The organism is Moorena producens PAL-8-15-08-1, from assembly GCF_001767235.1.
Classification (GTDB): domain Bacteria; phylum Cyanobacteriota; class Cyanobacteriia; order Cyanobacteriales; family Coleofasciculaceae; genus Moorena; species Moorena producens_A.
This window is the reverse complement of sequence record NZ_CP017599.1, coordinates 485,616-502,088: the sequence shown is the minus strand read 5'-3', so window position 1 is coordinate 502,088 and position 16,473 is coordinate 485,616. Positions and strand designations below refer to the sequence as shown.

15 protein-coding genes are annotated in these 16,473 nt (G+C 41.7%); 6 read left to right on the top strand and 9 right to left on the bottom strand.

The window, feature by feature from the left end:
• Positions 1-388: 388 nt before the first annotated feature.
• Together BJP34_RS02065 and BJP34_RS02060 are read right to left on the bottom strand one after the other, a co-directional pair.
• Complete coding sequence (locus BJP34_RS02065; protein ID WP_070390900.1) at positions 389-823, bottom strand: helix-turn-helix domain-containing protein; 435 nt, start codon at positions 821-823, stop codon at positions 389-391.
• Positions 824-1,335: 512 nt separating this feature from the next.
• Positions 1,336-2,115 carry a 16S rRNA (uracil(1498)-N(3))-methyltransferase gene (locus BJP34_RS02060; protein ID WP_070390899.1) on the bottom strand — a complete coding sequence of 260 codons (780 nt, stop codon included), beginning with the start codon at positions 2,113-2,115 and terminating at the stop codon, positions 1,336-1,338.
• 120 nt (positions 2,116-2,235) lie between these two features.
• Here BJP34_RS02060 and BJP34_RS38435 point away from each other — a divergent pair, with 120 nt between their 5' ends.
• Positions 2,236-2,481, top strand: coding sequence for a hypothetical protein (locus BJP34_RS38435; protein WP_149030740.1), 246 nt, complete (start codon positions 2,236-2,238; stop codon positions 2,479-2,481).
• On the opposite strand, the gene BJP34_RS02055 is transcribed toward BJP34_RS38435, so the two are convergent.
• Together BJP34_RS02055 and BJP34_RS02050 are read right to left on the bottom strand one after the other, a co-directional pair.
• Complete coding sequence (locus BJP34_RS02055) at positions 2,437-3,837, bottom strand: TldD/PmbA family protein (RefSeq protein WP_070390898.1); 1,401 nt, start codon at positions 3,835-3,837, stop codon at positions 2,437-2,439. The genes BJP34_RS38435 and BJP34_RS02055 overlap by 45 nt on opposite strands.
• Positions 3,838-4,227: 390 nt before the next feature.
• Positions 4,228-4,854: a hypothetical protein gene (locus tag BJP34_RS02050; protein ID WP_070390897.1), complete on the bottom strand. Its 627-nt coding sequence runs from the start codon at positions 4,852-4,854 to the stop codon at positions 4,228-4,230.
• Positions 4,855-5,010: 156 nt separating this feature from the next.
• On the opposite strand from BJP34_RS02050, the gene BJP34_RS38430 reads away from it, so the two are divergent.
• Positions 5,011-5,199, top strand: coding sequence for a hypothetical protein (locus tag BJP34_RS38430; protein ID WP_149030739.1), 189 nt, complete (start codon positions 5,011-5,013; stop codon positions 5,197-5,199).
• A gap of 237 nt (positions 5,200-5,436) precedes the next feature.
• Here BJP34_RS38430 and BJP34_RS02045 read toward each other — a convergent pair whose 3' ends face one another.
• Together BJP34_RS02045 and BJP34_RS02040 are read right to left on the bottom strand one after the other, a co-directional pair.
• Positions 5,437-7,506 carry an AAA family ATPase gene (locus BJP34_RS02045; protein WP_070390896.1) on the bottom strand — a complete coding sequence of 690 codons (2,070 nt, stop codon included), beginning with the start codon at positions 7,504-7,506 and terminating at the stop codon, positions 5,437-5,439.
• The gene (locus tag BJP34_RS02040) at positions 7,503-7,751 is read right to left on the bottom strand and encodes a hypothetical protein (protein ID WP_070390895.1); all 249 of its coding nucleotides are present in this window, start codon (positions 7,749-7,751) and stop codon (positions 7,503-7,505) included. The genes BJP34_RS02045 and BJP34_RS02040 overlap by 4 nt, the downstream gene beginning before the upstream one ends.
• A 361-nt stretch (positions 7,752-8,112) precedes the next feature.
• Here BJP34_RS02040 and BJP34_RS02035 point away from each other — a divergent pair, with 361 nt between their 5' ends.
• The 4 genes from BJP34_RS02035 to BJP34_RS02020 all read left to right on the top strand — a co-directional run bounded on the left by BJP34_RS02035 (position 8,113) and on the right by BJP34_RS02020 (position 13,058).
• Positions 8,113-9,237, top strand: coding sequence for an SGNH/GDSL hydrolase family protein (locus tag BJP34_RS02035; RefSeq protein ID WP_070390894.1), 1,125 nt, complete (start codon positions 8,113-8,115; stop codon positions 9,235-9,237).
• Between the two features lie 452 nt (positions 9,238-9,689).
• Positions 9,690-10,826, top strand: coding sequence for an SGNH/GDSL hydrolase family protein (locus tag BJP34_RS02030; RefSeq protein ID WP_070390893.1), 1,137 nt, complete (start codon positions 9,690-9,692; stop codon positions 10,824-10,826).
• A 457-nt stretch (positions 10,827-11,283) separates the two neighbouring features.
• On the top strand, positions 11,284-12,519 hold the full coding sequence (locus tag BJP34_RS02025) for an SGNH/GDSL hydrolase family protein (protein ID WP_229424207.1): 1,236 nt from the start codon (positions 11,284-11,286) through the stop codon (positions 12,517-12,519).
• A 98-nt stretch (positions 12,520-12,617) separates the two neighbouring features.
• Positions 12,618-13,058, top strand: coding sequence for a surface-adhesin E family protein (locus tag BJP34_RS02020; protein WP_149030738.1), 441 nt, complete (start codon positions 12,618-12,620; stop codon positions 13,056-13,058).
• A gap of 254 nt (positions 13,059-13,312) precedes the next feature.
• On the opposite strand, the gene BJP34_RS02015 is transcribed toward BJP34_RS02020, so the two are convergent.
• The 3 genes from BJP34_RS02015 to BJP34_RS02005 all read right to left on the bottom strand — a co-directional run bounded on the left by BJP34_RS02015 (position 13,313) and on the right by BJP34_RS02005 (position 16,350).
• Positions 13,313-14,227 (bottom strand): MvdC/MvdD family ATP grasp protein, encoded by a 915-nt coding sequence (locus tag BJP34_RS02015; RefSeq protein WP_070390891.1) that lies wholly within the window; start codon positions 14,225-14,227, stop codon positions 13,313-13,315.
• 623 nt (positions 14,228-14,850) lie between these two features.
• Entirely contained in the window at positions 14,851-15,228 is a 378-nt protein-coding gene (locus BJP34_RS38425; protein ID WP_149030737.1) for a hypothetical protein, read from the bottom strand.
• A gap of 234 nt (positions 15,229-15,462) precedes the next feature.
• Positions 15,463-16,350, bottom strand: coding sequence for an AEC family transporter (locus BJP34_RS02005; protein WP_070390889.1), 888 nt, complete (start codon positions 16,348-16,350; stop codon positions 15,463-15,465).
• Positions 16,351-16,473 lie beyond the last annotated feature (123 nt).

Here is a 16,473-nt window from a genome sequence, read left to right as displayed (position 1 = left end):
CCATCTTATCTCTTCCCTGTTCCCTGTTCCCTGTTCCCTGTTCCCTAAAATCTAGAAATTGTGTACCTCACAAGTCGTAGCATTGCTATATACCAAATATTATAGCCTAAATAGATTTTTATATAAATCAAGATTGCTGATGGAACTCTATCCTACATTCCACAAGTATACTTAGATAAATAAATAGTATAGCAGTTTTTAATTGGGTGAAGTACTTTGCTTATCTTTTTAAGGCAGAAGGCAGAGGGCAGCAAGGCAAGAAGGTCTTAACAGCAATCAGCGCCAATAAAATTTGACACAATCTTACACTGGCATGAGCGCTGACCCCAGATTGGGATAAGGATTCACCGCTAGTTCCCTAAAAAGACCCAAAAATAGTAAAATCCCACTAGCCAAAAAGTTTGGTCAAAATTTCCACAGAAGGATCAACTTCCAGCCACACTGTAGCTCCACAATCCTTGGGACAATTGGGTTGATAAACCAACCGAGACGGTCCTTTGATTTCCACATAATGACCGTAGGTGTTGCGGTTACCTTGTTTGACGGTTAGGACAGGCTCGTAGGTGTTGTTCTTTTTATTTTGCCTAATGATGTTCTGGTTGACATGGACATAAGTGGCTACCTTTTGGAAACCTCTTCTCCAGGTTCCCTTTGGTCCACGGCGACCGGGACTGACCTTGGGCAAGCCATTAAATAGGGGAATTTGCCAAAATCTGCCAACTTTTTGAGCGCCCTTAATTCTGCCATTTTTGAGAAGTTGACGGACTCGTTGAACACAAATCCCTAGAAGAAAAGCTGCTTGGGTAGTTCCGACCACTGTCATTTTTTTTGCTCCTTTAATTAGCGCTATACTTAATTTAACACATTATTTCTGTCTGTGCAAAATTTTTACAAAAATTTACAAAGTGATACCGGAAATTTAAATAGCGCTACTCTTTTAGGGGTGGTAAAGAGTGTATGGGATGATTGGGATTGACAGTTTTACTATAGCGCTAACTTAATTGTGGGATTCATGGAAGCTTTGCTATAGCGCTAACCTTATTCAGGGCTTACGGGGTGTATACAGTAATTGGATTTAATCTTTTTTAAGTAGCGCTATATTTATTTGGAACTAAAATTATCTAGCGCTATTTAAATTTCAGTGAGCTTGTTATAGCGCTATAGTTAAACAAAGCGATCCCGTAAATAAAAATAGCGCTACCCTTTTAGAGGAGTTAAGGGTTGTATGGGATGATTAGATTTAAGTGTGAAATTAAATTAGCGCTATAGTAATTGAATTGAACCATGGACAAACCCAGTTTATTGCCTCAGTTGCCCATGGATGTTATTAATTGCTTAAGCAAAATCCTCACCTTTTGTCGTAAGTGATGATTCCGACACTGCTGCTACTATAGACAAGGTAACAATAGGAGCAGTGATAGCTCGAAGAATGCGACTTCCTAGAGAAACAGCGATAAATCCAGCAGCAGTAGCTTGTTCTAGCTCTTGAATTGTCCAACCACCCTCCGGTCCGGTAGCAATGACAATGCCAGGATGTTGAGCAGGGTCTGTTTGAGCAGTATCCAATCCTAATCGTAAATCTAATAAGCAATTGAGTAGATGGGGAGCCTTTCCCCGAGCTACACAAATATAGCGATAGGCTTCTAGGGTTTCCGGTAACTGAAGACTATCGGAAAAGTCAACAGGGTCAAGAATTTTCGGTACAACTTCCCGTTCTGATTGCTCAGCTGCTTCTTGGGTAATCCGTCGCCACCTCTGGAGCTTTTGAGGGCTAGGATTGAGTAACGTGCGATCGCTTTTCAAGGGAACAATCCGAGTCACTCCCAACTCCGTTGCCATCAGACAAATTTGCTCAAATCCACTCCCTTTAGGCATAGCCGCCATCAAGGTTACCTGTTTAGGCAATTCGGTTTGAATGTGCTCAGATGCAACAATTTTAGCTTGAGTCAAATCACCTTCTAGCTCGCTAACGTACCAGCTACCTTCTCCATCCATAGCAATAAAGCGATCGCCTTTTCTCAGCCGCAACACTCTAATTAGATAATGCTGTTGGGCATCAGTTAAAACAATCCCTTGGTCTTGACACTGTGTAGGTGATATCACCAACCGTTGCATACTCATTACTGTTGCTACAGTTGTAGGGAAATTCGGATTAAATAACAATCACAGACAATAGGCTTCGATTGTAGAGAATAGTTTTAGACTTTTGCTAATGGTCTATTAGTCATTGCTCCTGTGTTTTTCAACCTCCAACCTTGGCCTTTGGCCACGCTACGCGAACAACCTCCAACCTTGGCCTTTGGCCACGCTACGCGAACAACCTTGGCCTTTGGCCACGCTACGCGAACAACCTCCAAACCTTGGCCTTTGGCCACGCTACGCGAACAACCTCCAAACCTTGGCCTTTGGCCACGCTACGCGAACAACATTCATCCTTCAACTGTCAGCTTCTCCACCAACTACCACATTCCGAATCCTTAAACTTGGTCCTGCACAACCTACAGCTAAGCCACTTTGTCCACCTTTACCACAGCCACCAGATTCATCCCAATAGAAATCATCACCAATAGCTTCAATATCAGCTAAAGTCTTGAATACATTACCGGAAAGGGTGACATCTCGCACAGGCTCAGCAATTTGACCATTGCGAATCATCCAAGCTTCTCCAGCGCTAAAGGTAAACATTTCACCATTAGTCATACCTCCTAGCCAATTGCGAGCATAAACTCCTACTGTGATATCATCGAACAACTGTGCTACTGGAGTAGCTCCAGGTCCTATCCAAGTATTAGTCATCCGAACAATTGGGGGATAGTGATAATTGAGACAACGAGCATTACCAGTAGGGGTTTCGCCTAACTTACCAGCAGTTTCACGGGAGTGAAGACGTCCAACTAATACACCATCTTTAATCAACTGAGTGGTAGTGGCTGGAGTGCCCTCATCATCGTAGAAATAGCTACCCCGGTGTCCTTCGGGAGCAGCTCCATCAAAGATTTGTAATTCTTTTGGGCCAAAACGACGCCCTATACTCATCACTTCTAGTAAGTCAGGATTTTCATAAGCCATGTCAGCTTCAGATAGGTGTCCAAAGGCTTCGTGGACAAACAAACCAGTCAGGATGGGGTCAATGACTACTGTATAGTTACCACCCGTAACTGGTGGTAAGGACAAAGCATCTATAGCACGTTGAGCTGCTCCATGGACTTGTTGATCAAGATTGGTCAGGTCTTCATAGCCTTGGCGAGAGCCAATGGTTTCTCTACCAGTATGGACAGTATCGCCATTACGAGCAGTAGCAGCAAAACGCATTTCCAGATCTGCCCAAGACTGCTCTATCAAGGTACCTTCGGAAGTAGCAATGATGATGCGCTGGTTAACATCCCCATACCGGACAGAAGTAGTAGCAATGCTACTGTCATAACTTCTGAGAATTTGATTGTAGCGATCGCATAATGCTTTCTTCTGCACCAAGGGAATTTGCCTAGGGTCTGTACCAGTCAGGGGTAACTGGCAAACATCCTGTCTTGGTTCAATGGGAGCAAGGGTGGTTTCTTCATTACCCACAATCCTAGCTGCTGCGATCGCATCTTCGACTCGTTCTTTAATAGCGCTAAGCTGGTTAAAACTCGAAAACCCCCATCCTCCCTTATAACATGCTCTTACTTGTCCACCGATAGACATACCTTCACTAAGGGTTTCGATCTTGTCGCCCCGTAATAAAATGCTAGTTCCTTCGGCTTCTTCTAAGCGAATGGCTAAGTAATCGACACGGGAGCCATATTGAGCAATTAGGTCACAGAGTAAGTTTTTGGTATCGGTTAGGACAATGGACATAGTAGGGGAAAGAGCAAGGAACTATTCTATTGTGCAATGGGTAGGGGATGGATTGCTATTGTAAGCATTAAGCCGTCAGCTATCAACTTACGTTATAAGTTTTACGTGAGATAATCTTAAACCTTACATTATAGCACAATTCCCTCGTTAAATTATTCAACATAAGCAGCCAGATAACGCTCAACCCTAAGCGCTTCAATAAGATTGACTACTTCTAACAATTAACTCTATTATACATAATTATCATCAACCTCTCAAAGGATAATTACAATTATTATTTTGATTATCATAACAATAATATTATATAAAACCAATAATATTATTGCTTACTTCTTGATGTAGTCTCTATTATACTTGCCGACTTTTATCGCCGCCCTCCCAGAATTATCACTAACTTTCAGCAAGAGATTGAGGACGAGTGCTATTAATAATATGTGACAGAATACCGAGCAGAGCCTCTAAATTACCAATAAAGTGTTCTTCTGACTCAATAGAAACCGAATTTTTGACTAATTTCATAAATTTCCAGAGGCTGCCAGTTGTAACCCCACCATAGATAAACGGAATAGGATTATTTTTTTGCTCATTAAAAAGTTGAGCAGCAACCATTTCAGCAATACACTGAGGTATAGCGGATTTAAGGTTATCGTTTTTGGCTTCTACTAGAAGAGCAATGGGAGCAGTAACATCGAACTGTTCAGGAGAATGACTAATAATAAAATCACACCTACCATTTAATCCTTGACTTTTATCAATAGTAAACTCTGTTCCAGAGAAAAGGCTGATTTTACGGTTAAATTGCTTGCGAATTTCCACTAAAATAGGAGCAACAATCAATTCAGAGCGGGCTTTTTCCGTATCGATTTCCAATCCTAGAGGAAGGTTTTCTGCTAGAATCTCTTTTAATAAAGGGCTAGGAGTAACTGGTTCAACTGATTCAAATAAGTTAACTCGTTCTTGAATCGATAGCTTAAATTGATGTTTGAGTGTATCTAGAGTAAATTCACTGTAAGACATTTTATTAGCTTATATATATCTATATATAGCTGTTTGTTATCGGTTGATGCAGAAAGTTATGGGTTATGGTTTTTAGGGAGTAGGGAGTAGGGAGTAGGGAGTAGGGAGTCAGGATTCATATTTCATAAATTTGACCTATTGTCAAGGGTAGTATTATTGACAAAACAAATCGGATTACTAGATGGGATTACTTTATGCGTTCGCACAAGCGCGGAAGCTGAGACCTTGGCCTTTGGGCCACGCGGGGCGCGTTTGGCCACGCTTTGCGTTCGCGTAGCGGAGGCCGTAGGCCACGCTAAAAGCGAACGGCTTTGCCGAAACGCTTCATCCCGTAGCGGCTCTTAAAGAGCATCACACTCACTTGATATAATAACAAATTAGTAACTAATTATAGTAGCATCAACATTAGTTGGTCATGGAGCAAAAATTATCTCTTTATAAGACTGGCTTAAGGATTACCGGAATAATACCAAATAGGTAGAGGGAGAATTAGTTAAAAAAAACGGTATCACCTTAAAGCACAGTCTAATTCACGCTAAAATCCCCACTTACTTGGGTAATCAACCATGAAGCTTCAACAAACTAGCTATCATAATCGACCTCGATAATCTCAGTATATTCAAACTGATTTGGACTACGCCTTACCAAATCATAACGATTTCCAGCTAGCTCAATAACATCTTCTTCACAATCAGACTTAGGAGAATTGTAAGTCAACACATACTCTTTACCAAGAAAAGGAAGTATCTCGTCAGCCACTTCTCCTCGCCACTGAGTCTGAGTCACTAAAACTACTAATTGATTCGCTAGTCTAGGCAAGATATGAGCAATTCGCCGACGATAGATTTCATCCAAGCTTCCAAAGGGAGAATCCATTACAATAGGAAAAGTACTACTATCAGGTCCCATCAGAGAATGCTCTTGACTCCAATCCCTAACTCGGTCAATAATTCCCCCGATAAAGGATAAACTTAGAATCTGATTTTCGCCGGTAGAGGCAGCAACTAGGTTTTCTGCCCCAAGAGTACTTTCTACTAAGGTTAACTCATACTTATCACTCAACTTAGGAATGTAGGGTGTAAAGGAAATTGAGATAAATATCTCCTGAACCCGCTTTTCCAAAGAAGTCCGAAACTGAGTTTCTAAACGTTCCCTAACTTCAATTAACCGTTCAATAGAATCTTGAGCAGCAGCAATCCGTCGCTGTATCAACGCCTGCTTACTTTCATTCATTTTGTGCTTAGCAATCTGCTTATCCTTTAAGTCAATGTCTGTATCCAACTGTTCAAGTTGTTGTTGATTTCCTCCTTGTTCTAGAGTTAGCTCCCGAATCCTAGTATCTATCTCATCCAACTGTTGTTGGAGCAGACTGATATCCTCATCGGGAAAGTTACGTAACTTTTTCTTGATATCATCTAGTTGGGTCTCAATTCTAGAAAGCTCAGTTCTTCCCTGAGCAATAGTATCTTGTTGTTGGTCAACATCCTGCCAAAACTCAGGCACCTGTTGGTTAATTTCATCAATCTGGGAACCCATCCTTATTGCGGTTTCTTCCACTTCAGCCATTCCGGCTTTATCCATCCATGCTGCTACTTGCTGATGAGCATGAGTTCCCTCAGTTAATTCTACACCACAGATACAGCGCTTGTGTTTGAGTAAATCCCCAACAAATTGCCGCTTAATCCCAACAGGTAATTCTCCTCTTTCCGTTATTAAGTCTTTGACAATCTCTTTAAAAGTTGAGCTTACCTCTGAGAGCAGCACCGTATAGCCACGAGTTGATATAGCTCGTTTCAAAATATGTTGACTTTGTTTTAGCTGTTCTCTAATTAACTTTTCTCTAGCTTCTAGTTCATCCCGCAGTTGTTGTAACTCCTGAGCGCCACCGAGTTCTAATAAGCGTTGACCAATTGTCTTCTTTAGCTGATCTTTATCCTCTAACTCCTGCTTGATTTCCCTTTGACGCTTTAGTAGACTCTGGCTCGTCTTTTCCGATTTTCTCTGTTGTTTAAGCAATTGCTTAGTTTCCGAGTCGCCAATTAAAGACAATTCATAGTCTAAGGTTTTTTTCGCTTCCCTTAAATGTTTAATGGAACGATTTAAAACTTCTACCCCTAGCAAGGTCTTGGTTGCTTCCGCAACTTCCGACTTTTTATCCGAGCGTACCAGTTGTTCAATTCGTTCCCCATCAAAAAAGAAGTATTGGTGCAAACTAGCTGGTAAAATTTGACCAATAATATCCTCAGGTAGTTGTTGAGGCAATAACCAGCGTCCATCATCTCCAGCGATTTGTAGATACAATTCTGTGTTACCTTGCTCGACTCCTACCTCAGTTTTGTAAGTACGACATAGACGTTTGACTTGGTAACGTTTATTATTGTGTTCAAATGCTACTTCTACCCAACAGTCTACTGGTTTATTAAACTGAGCTTCAGCAAGAGCTCGCTTATTCAGCAGTTGGTCTTCTGAAGCAAAAGCAGCACTAAATCTCTCATAGAGTACCCAAGAAAAAGCATTCAGGATTGTCGTCTTACCAGCACCATTATTCCCATGAATAATCGTAGTGTTTCGCTCGCCACTGGCTAACACAATCACGGGAGTCTTACCATAAAACTGACGAAAATTACATAGCTGAATTGATAGCAGCTTCATTGAACTTCTTCCTTGACAATTTTTAGGATATCATCATTAATATTACGGGGAGTTTTCATATAGAGTTTATCCTTTTCTGCCTGCAAGACTCGCTCTATAATTCGGCGCACTTCTAGGGGAGCAGTGATAATCGGCTCCTGGACATCATGGAGTTCATTCTTGCTAGGAGAATAAGTAGAAGATTTTTCAGCTACTCTTCTGGAAATGACTGATGTAGCACCACTGGTAGAGTATCTAAATGCCATAACCGTATTTTTTTTAAAAGCGACTAAACTGTCAGATCGTGTCCGGTTGTTTCGGTCGTGTTCTTTGTTGTTGTTTGTTTTAGTAATCGGTAAGGGGAAATAGGGAATAGCTTGGTAGTAATCACACTTACCAATTCCCGATTACCAATTATCAATTACCCACGCTTTACACTATCGATGCTTCCGGACATGATACCATATCCAGCCTGATTAAATTTATTGTAAGACTTTATTGTTTATTTATACTATAACCCAAAAATTTTGCCAGCTCTTAATAAAGAGAGTCACCCAAAGCAGTAATCTATCTCTGTAGGTTTTTAGTGTTCGATTGAAACCTACCTACAATCACAGACAATCAAAAATGAAAAACGCAATTACGGCCTTCGGATTTTCTCTATTCACTTTAATTTTGCCCTTTGAAGCTAGGGCATATGATTTAGATTTCAGTAATCTTTATGTATTTGGTGATAGCCTATCGGATCCTGGCAATGTCTTCAATATCAGTAAGGCAAGCAATCAGGTAAATCCCACCATTCCCATCACTCCCCAGAGTCCACCCTACTTTCAGGGACGTTTTAGCAATGGTCCGATCTGGGTAGATTATCTAGCAGATGCTCTGGACATAGAGGTCAAGCCATCTACTGATTTGTCGGTGCTGTTACCGGATTCCCCCATACTTTCTCCAATCACTATCACTCCCGATGGCCCGAGGGCGAGTTTTTTCTTCAATGGTGCGACGACTACTCAAAGCGTAAACTTTGCTTTTGGTGGTTCTACAACCGGATTGGCTGGGATTGGTCAGTTCGGGGCGTTTTTACCGGGATTACTGACCCAAGTCGCAGGGTTTACCAATGACCTGATCGTATCTGATCAGATGGCTGACCCCAACGCCCTCTATATTCTGTGGTCAGGTAGCAATGATTACCGGAGTTTTGACCCTCCTAATCCTACCCAGGTCGTGGGGAATATAGAGACAGCACTCAACTCCCTGTATAACTTTGGTGCTCGCAATTTCCTAGTGCTTAACTTACCGGATTTGGGAAAGATACCTCAAGGGCTGAGGCTAGGTAGTGTATTATCGACTGGCCTCACGGATTTGACCGAGCAGCATAACTCTTTGTTGGACTCCACCCTTAACGTTTTGAGCCAATCCTTACCTGACATTAACCTGATATTCTTTGATGAGTATGACCTATTTAATCAGGTTGTGACCAATCCTGGAAACTTTGGTTTCACGAATGTGACGGGAACCTGCTTAGATGAAGCAACGTTTATTGCCTGTGCTAATCCAGACGAGTTTATATTTTGGGATAGCACCCACCCAACGACAGCTAGCAATCAGATCCTAGCGGAATTCACCTTAGCAGCACTGAAGTCCCAAGACAAGGCTGATTCTAAGTCTGTACCTGAACCAGTGTCTTCTGGCTCCTTAGGAGTGATAGGGCTGGCCTGGTTGTTTCGGAAACAGTTGAATAAATCCTACTAGATTTTACTATTAACTATAATCACACAGTGGCAGCTTTCCGAGCTGTCACTGTTGATCCTAAATTGATACTTAATAGTTTGATACTACTATTGGTAAAGTCTCTGGGGAAATTTCGGCGTTGCTTAATAATAGAATGGTTAAGCAAAAATGGTAATTTTATGAAACTTTAAATAAATAATAAGTAGGATTGATAACTTCAAAAGGTAGCAGGGAGTAGGGAAGTCATAAGAGGGAACTTCGGAATTGGGAATAGGAGAATAATAGTGTGTACCTCATTAACATGAAATGATATACTCTGATTAAAGTTATTGTAATACGTGGCTTTTTATTTATACTATAACCCAAAAATTTTGCCAGCTCTTAATAAAGAGATTTCCCCAAACCAGTACTCTATGTCTGTAGGTTGTTAGGTTTGTCTTGAAAGGTCTACCCACAATCACAGACAATCAAAAATGAAAAACACAATTACGGCCTTAGGATTTTCTCTATTTACTTTAATATTGTCCTGTGAAGCTAGGGCATATGATTTAGATTTCACTAATCTTTATGTGTTTGGTGATAGCCTATCGGATTCTGGCAATACCTTCAATATCACTAAGGCAGGGAATCAGGTAAATCCCACCATTCCCATCATCCCCCAGAGTCCACCCTACTTTCAGGGCCGTTTTAGCAATGGTCCGATCTGGGTAGATTATCTAGCAGATGCTCTGGAGATAGAGGTGAAGCGATCTACTGATTTGTCCTTGGTTTTACCAGATTCCCCGACACTTTCTCCCATCACTATCACTCCCGATAGTCCTCGGGTGAGTTTTTTCTTCAATGGTGGGACGACTCATCAAAGCGTAAACTTTGCTGTTGGTGGTGCTCAAACCGGAGTGTCTGGCCTTGGTGAGTTCGAAGCTTTGTCCCCGGGATTACTGACCCAAGTAGCAGGGTTCACCAATGACCTAATCCGATCTGATCAGATGGCTGACCCCAACGCTCTCTATATTCTGTGGTTGGGTGGCAATGATTATCAGAGTATGGATATTCCTAATCCTACTCAGGTCGTGGGCAATATAGAGACAGCGCTGAACTCCCTGTATAACTTTGGTGCTCGCAATTTCCTAGTGCTTAACTTACCAGATTTGGGAAAGATACCTCAATCACTGAGACTAGATAGTGTATTATCGTCTAGCCTCACAGATTTGACCGAGCAGCATAACTCTGTATTGGACTCCACCCTTAACATTTTGAGGCAATCTTTACCTGACATTAACCTGATATCCGTTGATCAGTATGACCTATTTAATCAGATTTTGACCAATCCTGGAAACTTTGGTTTCACGAATGTGACCGAAGAGTGCTTAGATGGAACAACGTTTATTGCTTGTGCTAATCCAGACGAGTTTTTATTCTGGGATAGCACCCACCCAACGACAGCTGGCCATCAGATCCTAGCGAAATTCACCTTAGCAGCACTGAAGTCCCAAGACAAGGCTGAGACTAAGGCTGAGTCTAAGTCTGTACCAGAACCAGCGTCTTCTGCCTCCTTAGGAGTGATAGGGCTGGCCTGGTTGTTTCGGAAACAGTTCAATAAATCCTGCTAGATTTTACTATTAACGATAACACAGTGGCAGCTTTCCGAGCTGTCACTGTTGATCCTAAATTGATACTTAATAGTTTGATACTACTATTGGTAAATTATATGGGGAAATTTCGGCGTTGCTTAATAATAGAATGGTTAAGCAAAAATGATAATTTTATGAAACTTTAACTAATAAATAATAAGTAGGATTGATAACTTCAAAAGGGAGCAGGTAGTAGGGAAGTCAGAAGAGGGAACTTCGGAATTGGGAATAGGAGAATAATAGTGCGTACCTCATTTTTATGAAATAAATAATATACTCTGATTAAAGTTATTGTAATACTTTACTTTTTATTTATACTATAATCCCAAAATTTTGCCAGCTCTTAATAAAGAGGATCACCCAAAACCAGTACTCTATGTCTGTAGGTTTTTAGTTTTGGCTTGAAAGGGCTGCACACAATCACAGACAATCAAAAATGAAAAACGCAATTACGGCCTTCGGATTTTCTCTATTCACTTTAATTTTGCCCTCTGAAGCTAGGGCATATGATTTAGATTTCAGTAATCTTTATGTGTTTGGTGATAGCCTATCGGATCCTGGCAATGTCTTCAATCTCAGTAAGGCACGCAATCGGGTAAATCCCATCATTCCCATCATCCCCCAGAGTCCACCCTACTTTGAGGGACGTTTTAGCAATGGTCCGATCTGGGTAGATTATCTAGCAGATGCTTTGGACATAGAGGTGAAGCCATCTACTGACTTGTCGGTGCTGTTACCGAATGTCCCGATACTTTCTCCAATCACTATCACTCCCGATGGCCCGAGGGCGAGTTTTTTCTTCAATGGTGCCACGACTAATCAAAGCGTCAACTTTGCTTTTGGTGGTGCTGAAACCGGATTCGGTGGTATTGGTGAGTTCGGAGGCTTACCGGGATTACTCACCCAAGTCGCAGGGTTTACCAATGACCTGATTGTATCTGATCAGATGGCTGACCCCAACGCCCTCTATATTCTGTGGGCGGGTAGCAATGATTACCGGACTTTTGACCCTCCTAATCCGACTCAGGTCGTAGGCAATATAGAGACAGCACTGAACTCCCTGTATAACTTTGGTGCTCGCAATTTCCTAGTGCTTAACTTAGCGGATTTGGGAAAGATGCCTCCAAGACTCAGGCCAGGTAATGTATTATCGACTCGCCTCACGGATTTGACCGAGCAGCATAACTCTGTGTTGGACTCCACCCTTAACGTTTTGAGCCAATCATTACCTGACATTAACCTGATATCGTTTGATAAGTATGACCTATTTAATCAGATGTTGGCCAATCCTGGAAACTTTGGTTTCACGAATGTGACGGAAAAATGCTTAAATGTAAAGTTAATTGCCTGTGCTAATCCAGACGAGTTTTTATTCTGGGATAGCTTCCACCTAACCACAGCTGCCAATCAGATCCTAGGGGAATCCACAATAGCCGCACTGAAGTCCCTAGACAAGGCTGAGCCCAAAATAGCCGCACTGAAGTCCCTAGACAAGGCTGAGCCCAAAATAGCCGCATTGAAGTCCCTAGACAAGGCTGAGCCCAAAATAGCCGCATTGAAGTCCCTAGACAAGGTTGAGTCTAAGTCTGTACCAGAACCAGTGTCTTCTGCCTCCTTAGGAGTGATAGGGCTGGCCTGGTTGTTTCGGAAACAGTTAAATAAATCCTGCTAGAGTTTACTATTAACTATAACACAGTGGCAGCTTTCCGAGCTGTCACCGTTGATACTAAATTGATACTTAATAGTTTGATACTACTATTGGTAAATTCTATGGGTAAATTTCTGTTAATCTTATCTGCGATCGCTTGCCTGTGTCAGACTGCTATAGCTCAGACACAATCAAGGCGTTGGATCAGAGTCATGTCAAATGCTCAGACAGGAAATATCCACTACTTCGATGTGGATTCTTTGGTCAGCACCACTGATGAAATGGGCAATCCCATCCACTCCTTTGATAGTAGGATAGTATTTGGTAATCCTCTCGAACCAGGAGTGTATTCTGCCATTATCACGGTTCAAGTTAATTGCCCTGAGCGTTCCATACGTACATCGCGTTTTGAACAATACGATTCCCAGGGTAGTATAATCAGCCGAGAAGAATCGGAGAATGATTGGTACACAATACCCATGCCCGATACTCCAACGGTTCATGTCATGAATGGTTTTCACACCTTAGCTTGTAAGTCTAAGACTAATGTTGTTAACCGTTGACCCCTTTGGGGAATTCAAAATTCAAACTTCAAACTTCAAAATAAAGAAAATCATAAATTTTGAATTAATTAATTCTGGGTACAAGTCCCCCGGGGAATTCTATATTATTAATTCAAAATTAAAAATATAGAATTGTCCGAATCATTTTGAATTAATAATTTTGAACTTTGAATTGGAGCGTTTGGCCGAAAGCGTGACCTACGGTCAAGGGACTTGACTGTTGAGTCGGAACTCAGCACTTTCCGACTCAGGACTCAATTGATATCACTCATCAGAAGATTAACTAATTCTTGGGTGATAGGGAAACCAGTTTGTTGCTCAAAGTGTAAAAACATCGGACTGGGGTTAGCTTCAAGAAACACGTATTCACCATTTGGCTTTAAACGCCAGTCAATGGCCGTCCACTGGAGCCAAAACGCTCTAGTGATAGCTTTACACTGCTCTTGGACGGTCTTTGGCAGCCTGACCGGAATCAATTGAGCATCGATATCTTCTCGAAAGTCAAGAGACTTGGAGCGAATTTCTGCCGAGTACATCGAGTTCCCAATTACATAGGTGCGAATATTTGTACCAGGGATATACTCCTGTATAGTTATAGGAGAAAGCCGCAGGGCTAAGTTTAGTCGTTCAGGTTGTAGATGTTGTTCTGTTAAAAACTTGACATGAGCACCACCATAGACTGGCTTAAAAATTACTTGCTTACAAGACTTCGTAAACTTAATGATAGCATCTGGATCATTACTAATGAGAGTATGGGGAATAGTTACACCCATTTGTTCAGCTTTGCTCAATTGTAGAGGTTTTTCCTTATGCAATTGATAAGCTTGCCATGAGTTTACCCAGTGAATTGAGGTTCCTTGCATCAACGTTCTTAGGGTACTCATAGCATCATTAAAAGCCACTCTATGCTGTAATGGATTTTTGATTGGGGGAATTTGAACTCCGGAAAAATTACGCCAAAAGATGCTACGAATATCTCTCAGACGTAATTGATATCCATCGGATAGGGTGAGAATTCCATCTTTAGTGTGTGGCTGCCAAGATAGTCGTAATTTAGTAGGAAACAGAGAAGTGTCAAGATAGTTTGTCTTGCCTCCAGCCTTAGTCAGAGCATGGTTGATATGTGCAGCGTGAGTATCTTCAGGATTGCCCAAAATTAAAATATTCATCTATTGCCAAACAAAACGAACTAGTATTTATACTGTTCTGCTGATTACCCAAGTTCTTTTTTTGTTTCGGTTTACTAGATAATAGTGTGGCTAATCAAGTCAATATCATACTTTGTTTGGTAAAAATTTGGGATTTTAAAATACCCTCTAAGCCAATTTAATTTTGGTATAATATAATCTCTATTTCCCTGAGCACAGGTAAATTTTATAGTTAAATGCATCCTGATATTACTCCGAAGATATACTGCAGCCTATTGACAAATTGCCTAAATGCTGCAATCATAAGCTGCTAATGGATCAGGGAGTTGTTAGTGGATTGCTCACCCCTTGAGGGCGACATTCCTCCCTATAGCAATCCTAATTCATTTGTGAACAATACTTTCGTTAAAAATAGTGCTCAGTTCTGAGTTGTTCAGTGTCAGCCATGCAAAGCGCGAGTGGGTGAAACCCCCATGAGCGACTGCATCGCTTCTGAGTAAGAACTGTTTAGGATTGCTATATTCCCTAATCTTTATAATTACTAAAAAATTGGCAAGTGTGCCAATATTGAGATTCTTTCCACTGACAATGGTTCAAGATGAATGCCTCAGAGATGTTGTTTTTGTTCGATAACAGTTAAGTTGTTACTCAAAGCTTCGAGCAGGTCTGCCCCTTCTTTTCCCAAGGCGCTTTGTGCTTGCACCCCCTTTTTCTGCGATGGCGAAGGTGGTAATACTGCCATTCTCCCCAATTGTATCGGTAACAATACCTTCTTCTTCACATGAGGTATGGGGAGTAGGGATATTTAAATTGTCGTATTGAGCAGGTGGGCTGGCAAGTTGAGTATTCATGACTGCTTTTAATTCACAAAGCGCTAGTTCAAAAGGATGGTCTATCAGATGTAGTAGATTTTGCGTTCGCGTAGCGGTTCCGAAGGAACATCGCGTAGCGTGACCTTTCAGGCTTTGCCCGACGCTGCTGCGAAGGGTCAATCGCGAAGCGGTTCCGAAGGAACATCGCATTTTCAATTCTCTTCGCTGATGCATCCAAGCCTTGACCTAAACATTTTCGGTTAGGGGACTCGGTTGATGCTATCTGCTGCTTAACGGTTTGTTTTCGAGAAACAATCTCTGTATGTAACCATGACAAAATAACCTAGCTTTCGTAATCCAGATAATTACTGATCCTGTTAAATCTTTTACAGTTCTATGTCCGTAGATTCTCTAGTTTAGCTCTTATTAATGCATAAATGCTAACTAAGTAGTCGCCCACAAAACTAGGGGAAGAGAAAGGAAACTGACTAAGGTAGATAAAACCACTGTCCGTGCTACTAAGGGAGCATCTCCCCCAAACTCAGTGACCAAAACTACTGTACTAATGGCTACAGGCATGGCACTTTGTAACACCAACACCTGTAAATTTAATCCCTCCAGTCCCAATGCTTGACCAACGGTATGGGCAATGAGGGGAGCTACCAACAAACGCAAGGTAGTCGCAAGTACCTCATACCGTCCTATCACCAAACGGGTGCGCGACAATTGTATCCCCAACACAATTAAATCGATAGGGATTGCTGCCATACCCAACTGGTGAATACCCTTATCTAGCCCTAAAGGCAGTTTTAAGCCCAATAAACGCCAGGTTAATCCTGCCAACATTGCCCAGAGTAGCGGTAGTTTTAGGGTTAAGCGCACTCCAGAACTAATACTACCTCCTTTAAGCAAGGCGGGACTTATAGCAAACATCAACAAGGCAGCTGTGATCATGTATACTATGGCGCGTTCTAAACCCGGTGTACCAAAAGCAAAGGAATTGAGAGGAAGCCCGAGGTTTCCAGCATTGGGAAAAATAGCAGCAACCATAAAGCTTTTTTGGACAACTGCTGGTAATTTCAATAGTTTGCCTAACCCCCAACTCAGTAGGTAAAGCAACACAGCGGTGATGATCAAGCCAGCAACTAAACCAGTGGTGCTTTCGGTAGACAGTGTTGTCCGATACAAGCTGTCTGCTATCAACGCTGGTACGAGAATATAAAGAGATAGCTGAGAAAGAGTTTGCTTGTCCAGAGACAAAGTGCGACCAGCAATAAATCCAATCAGGATAATTAAACCGACCGAAAAGACAGCAGGTAGAAGAACAGTCATTAGATAAATACTGAGATGAACCCCGTTAAAGCAAAAGTCTTTTTATTGACCGTTTAGTGTTGACCGTTGACTTTTGACCTTGGCCAAAAGGCCACGCGTGCGCGTTCAAGCAACCTTTAACAT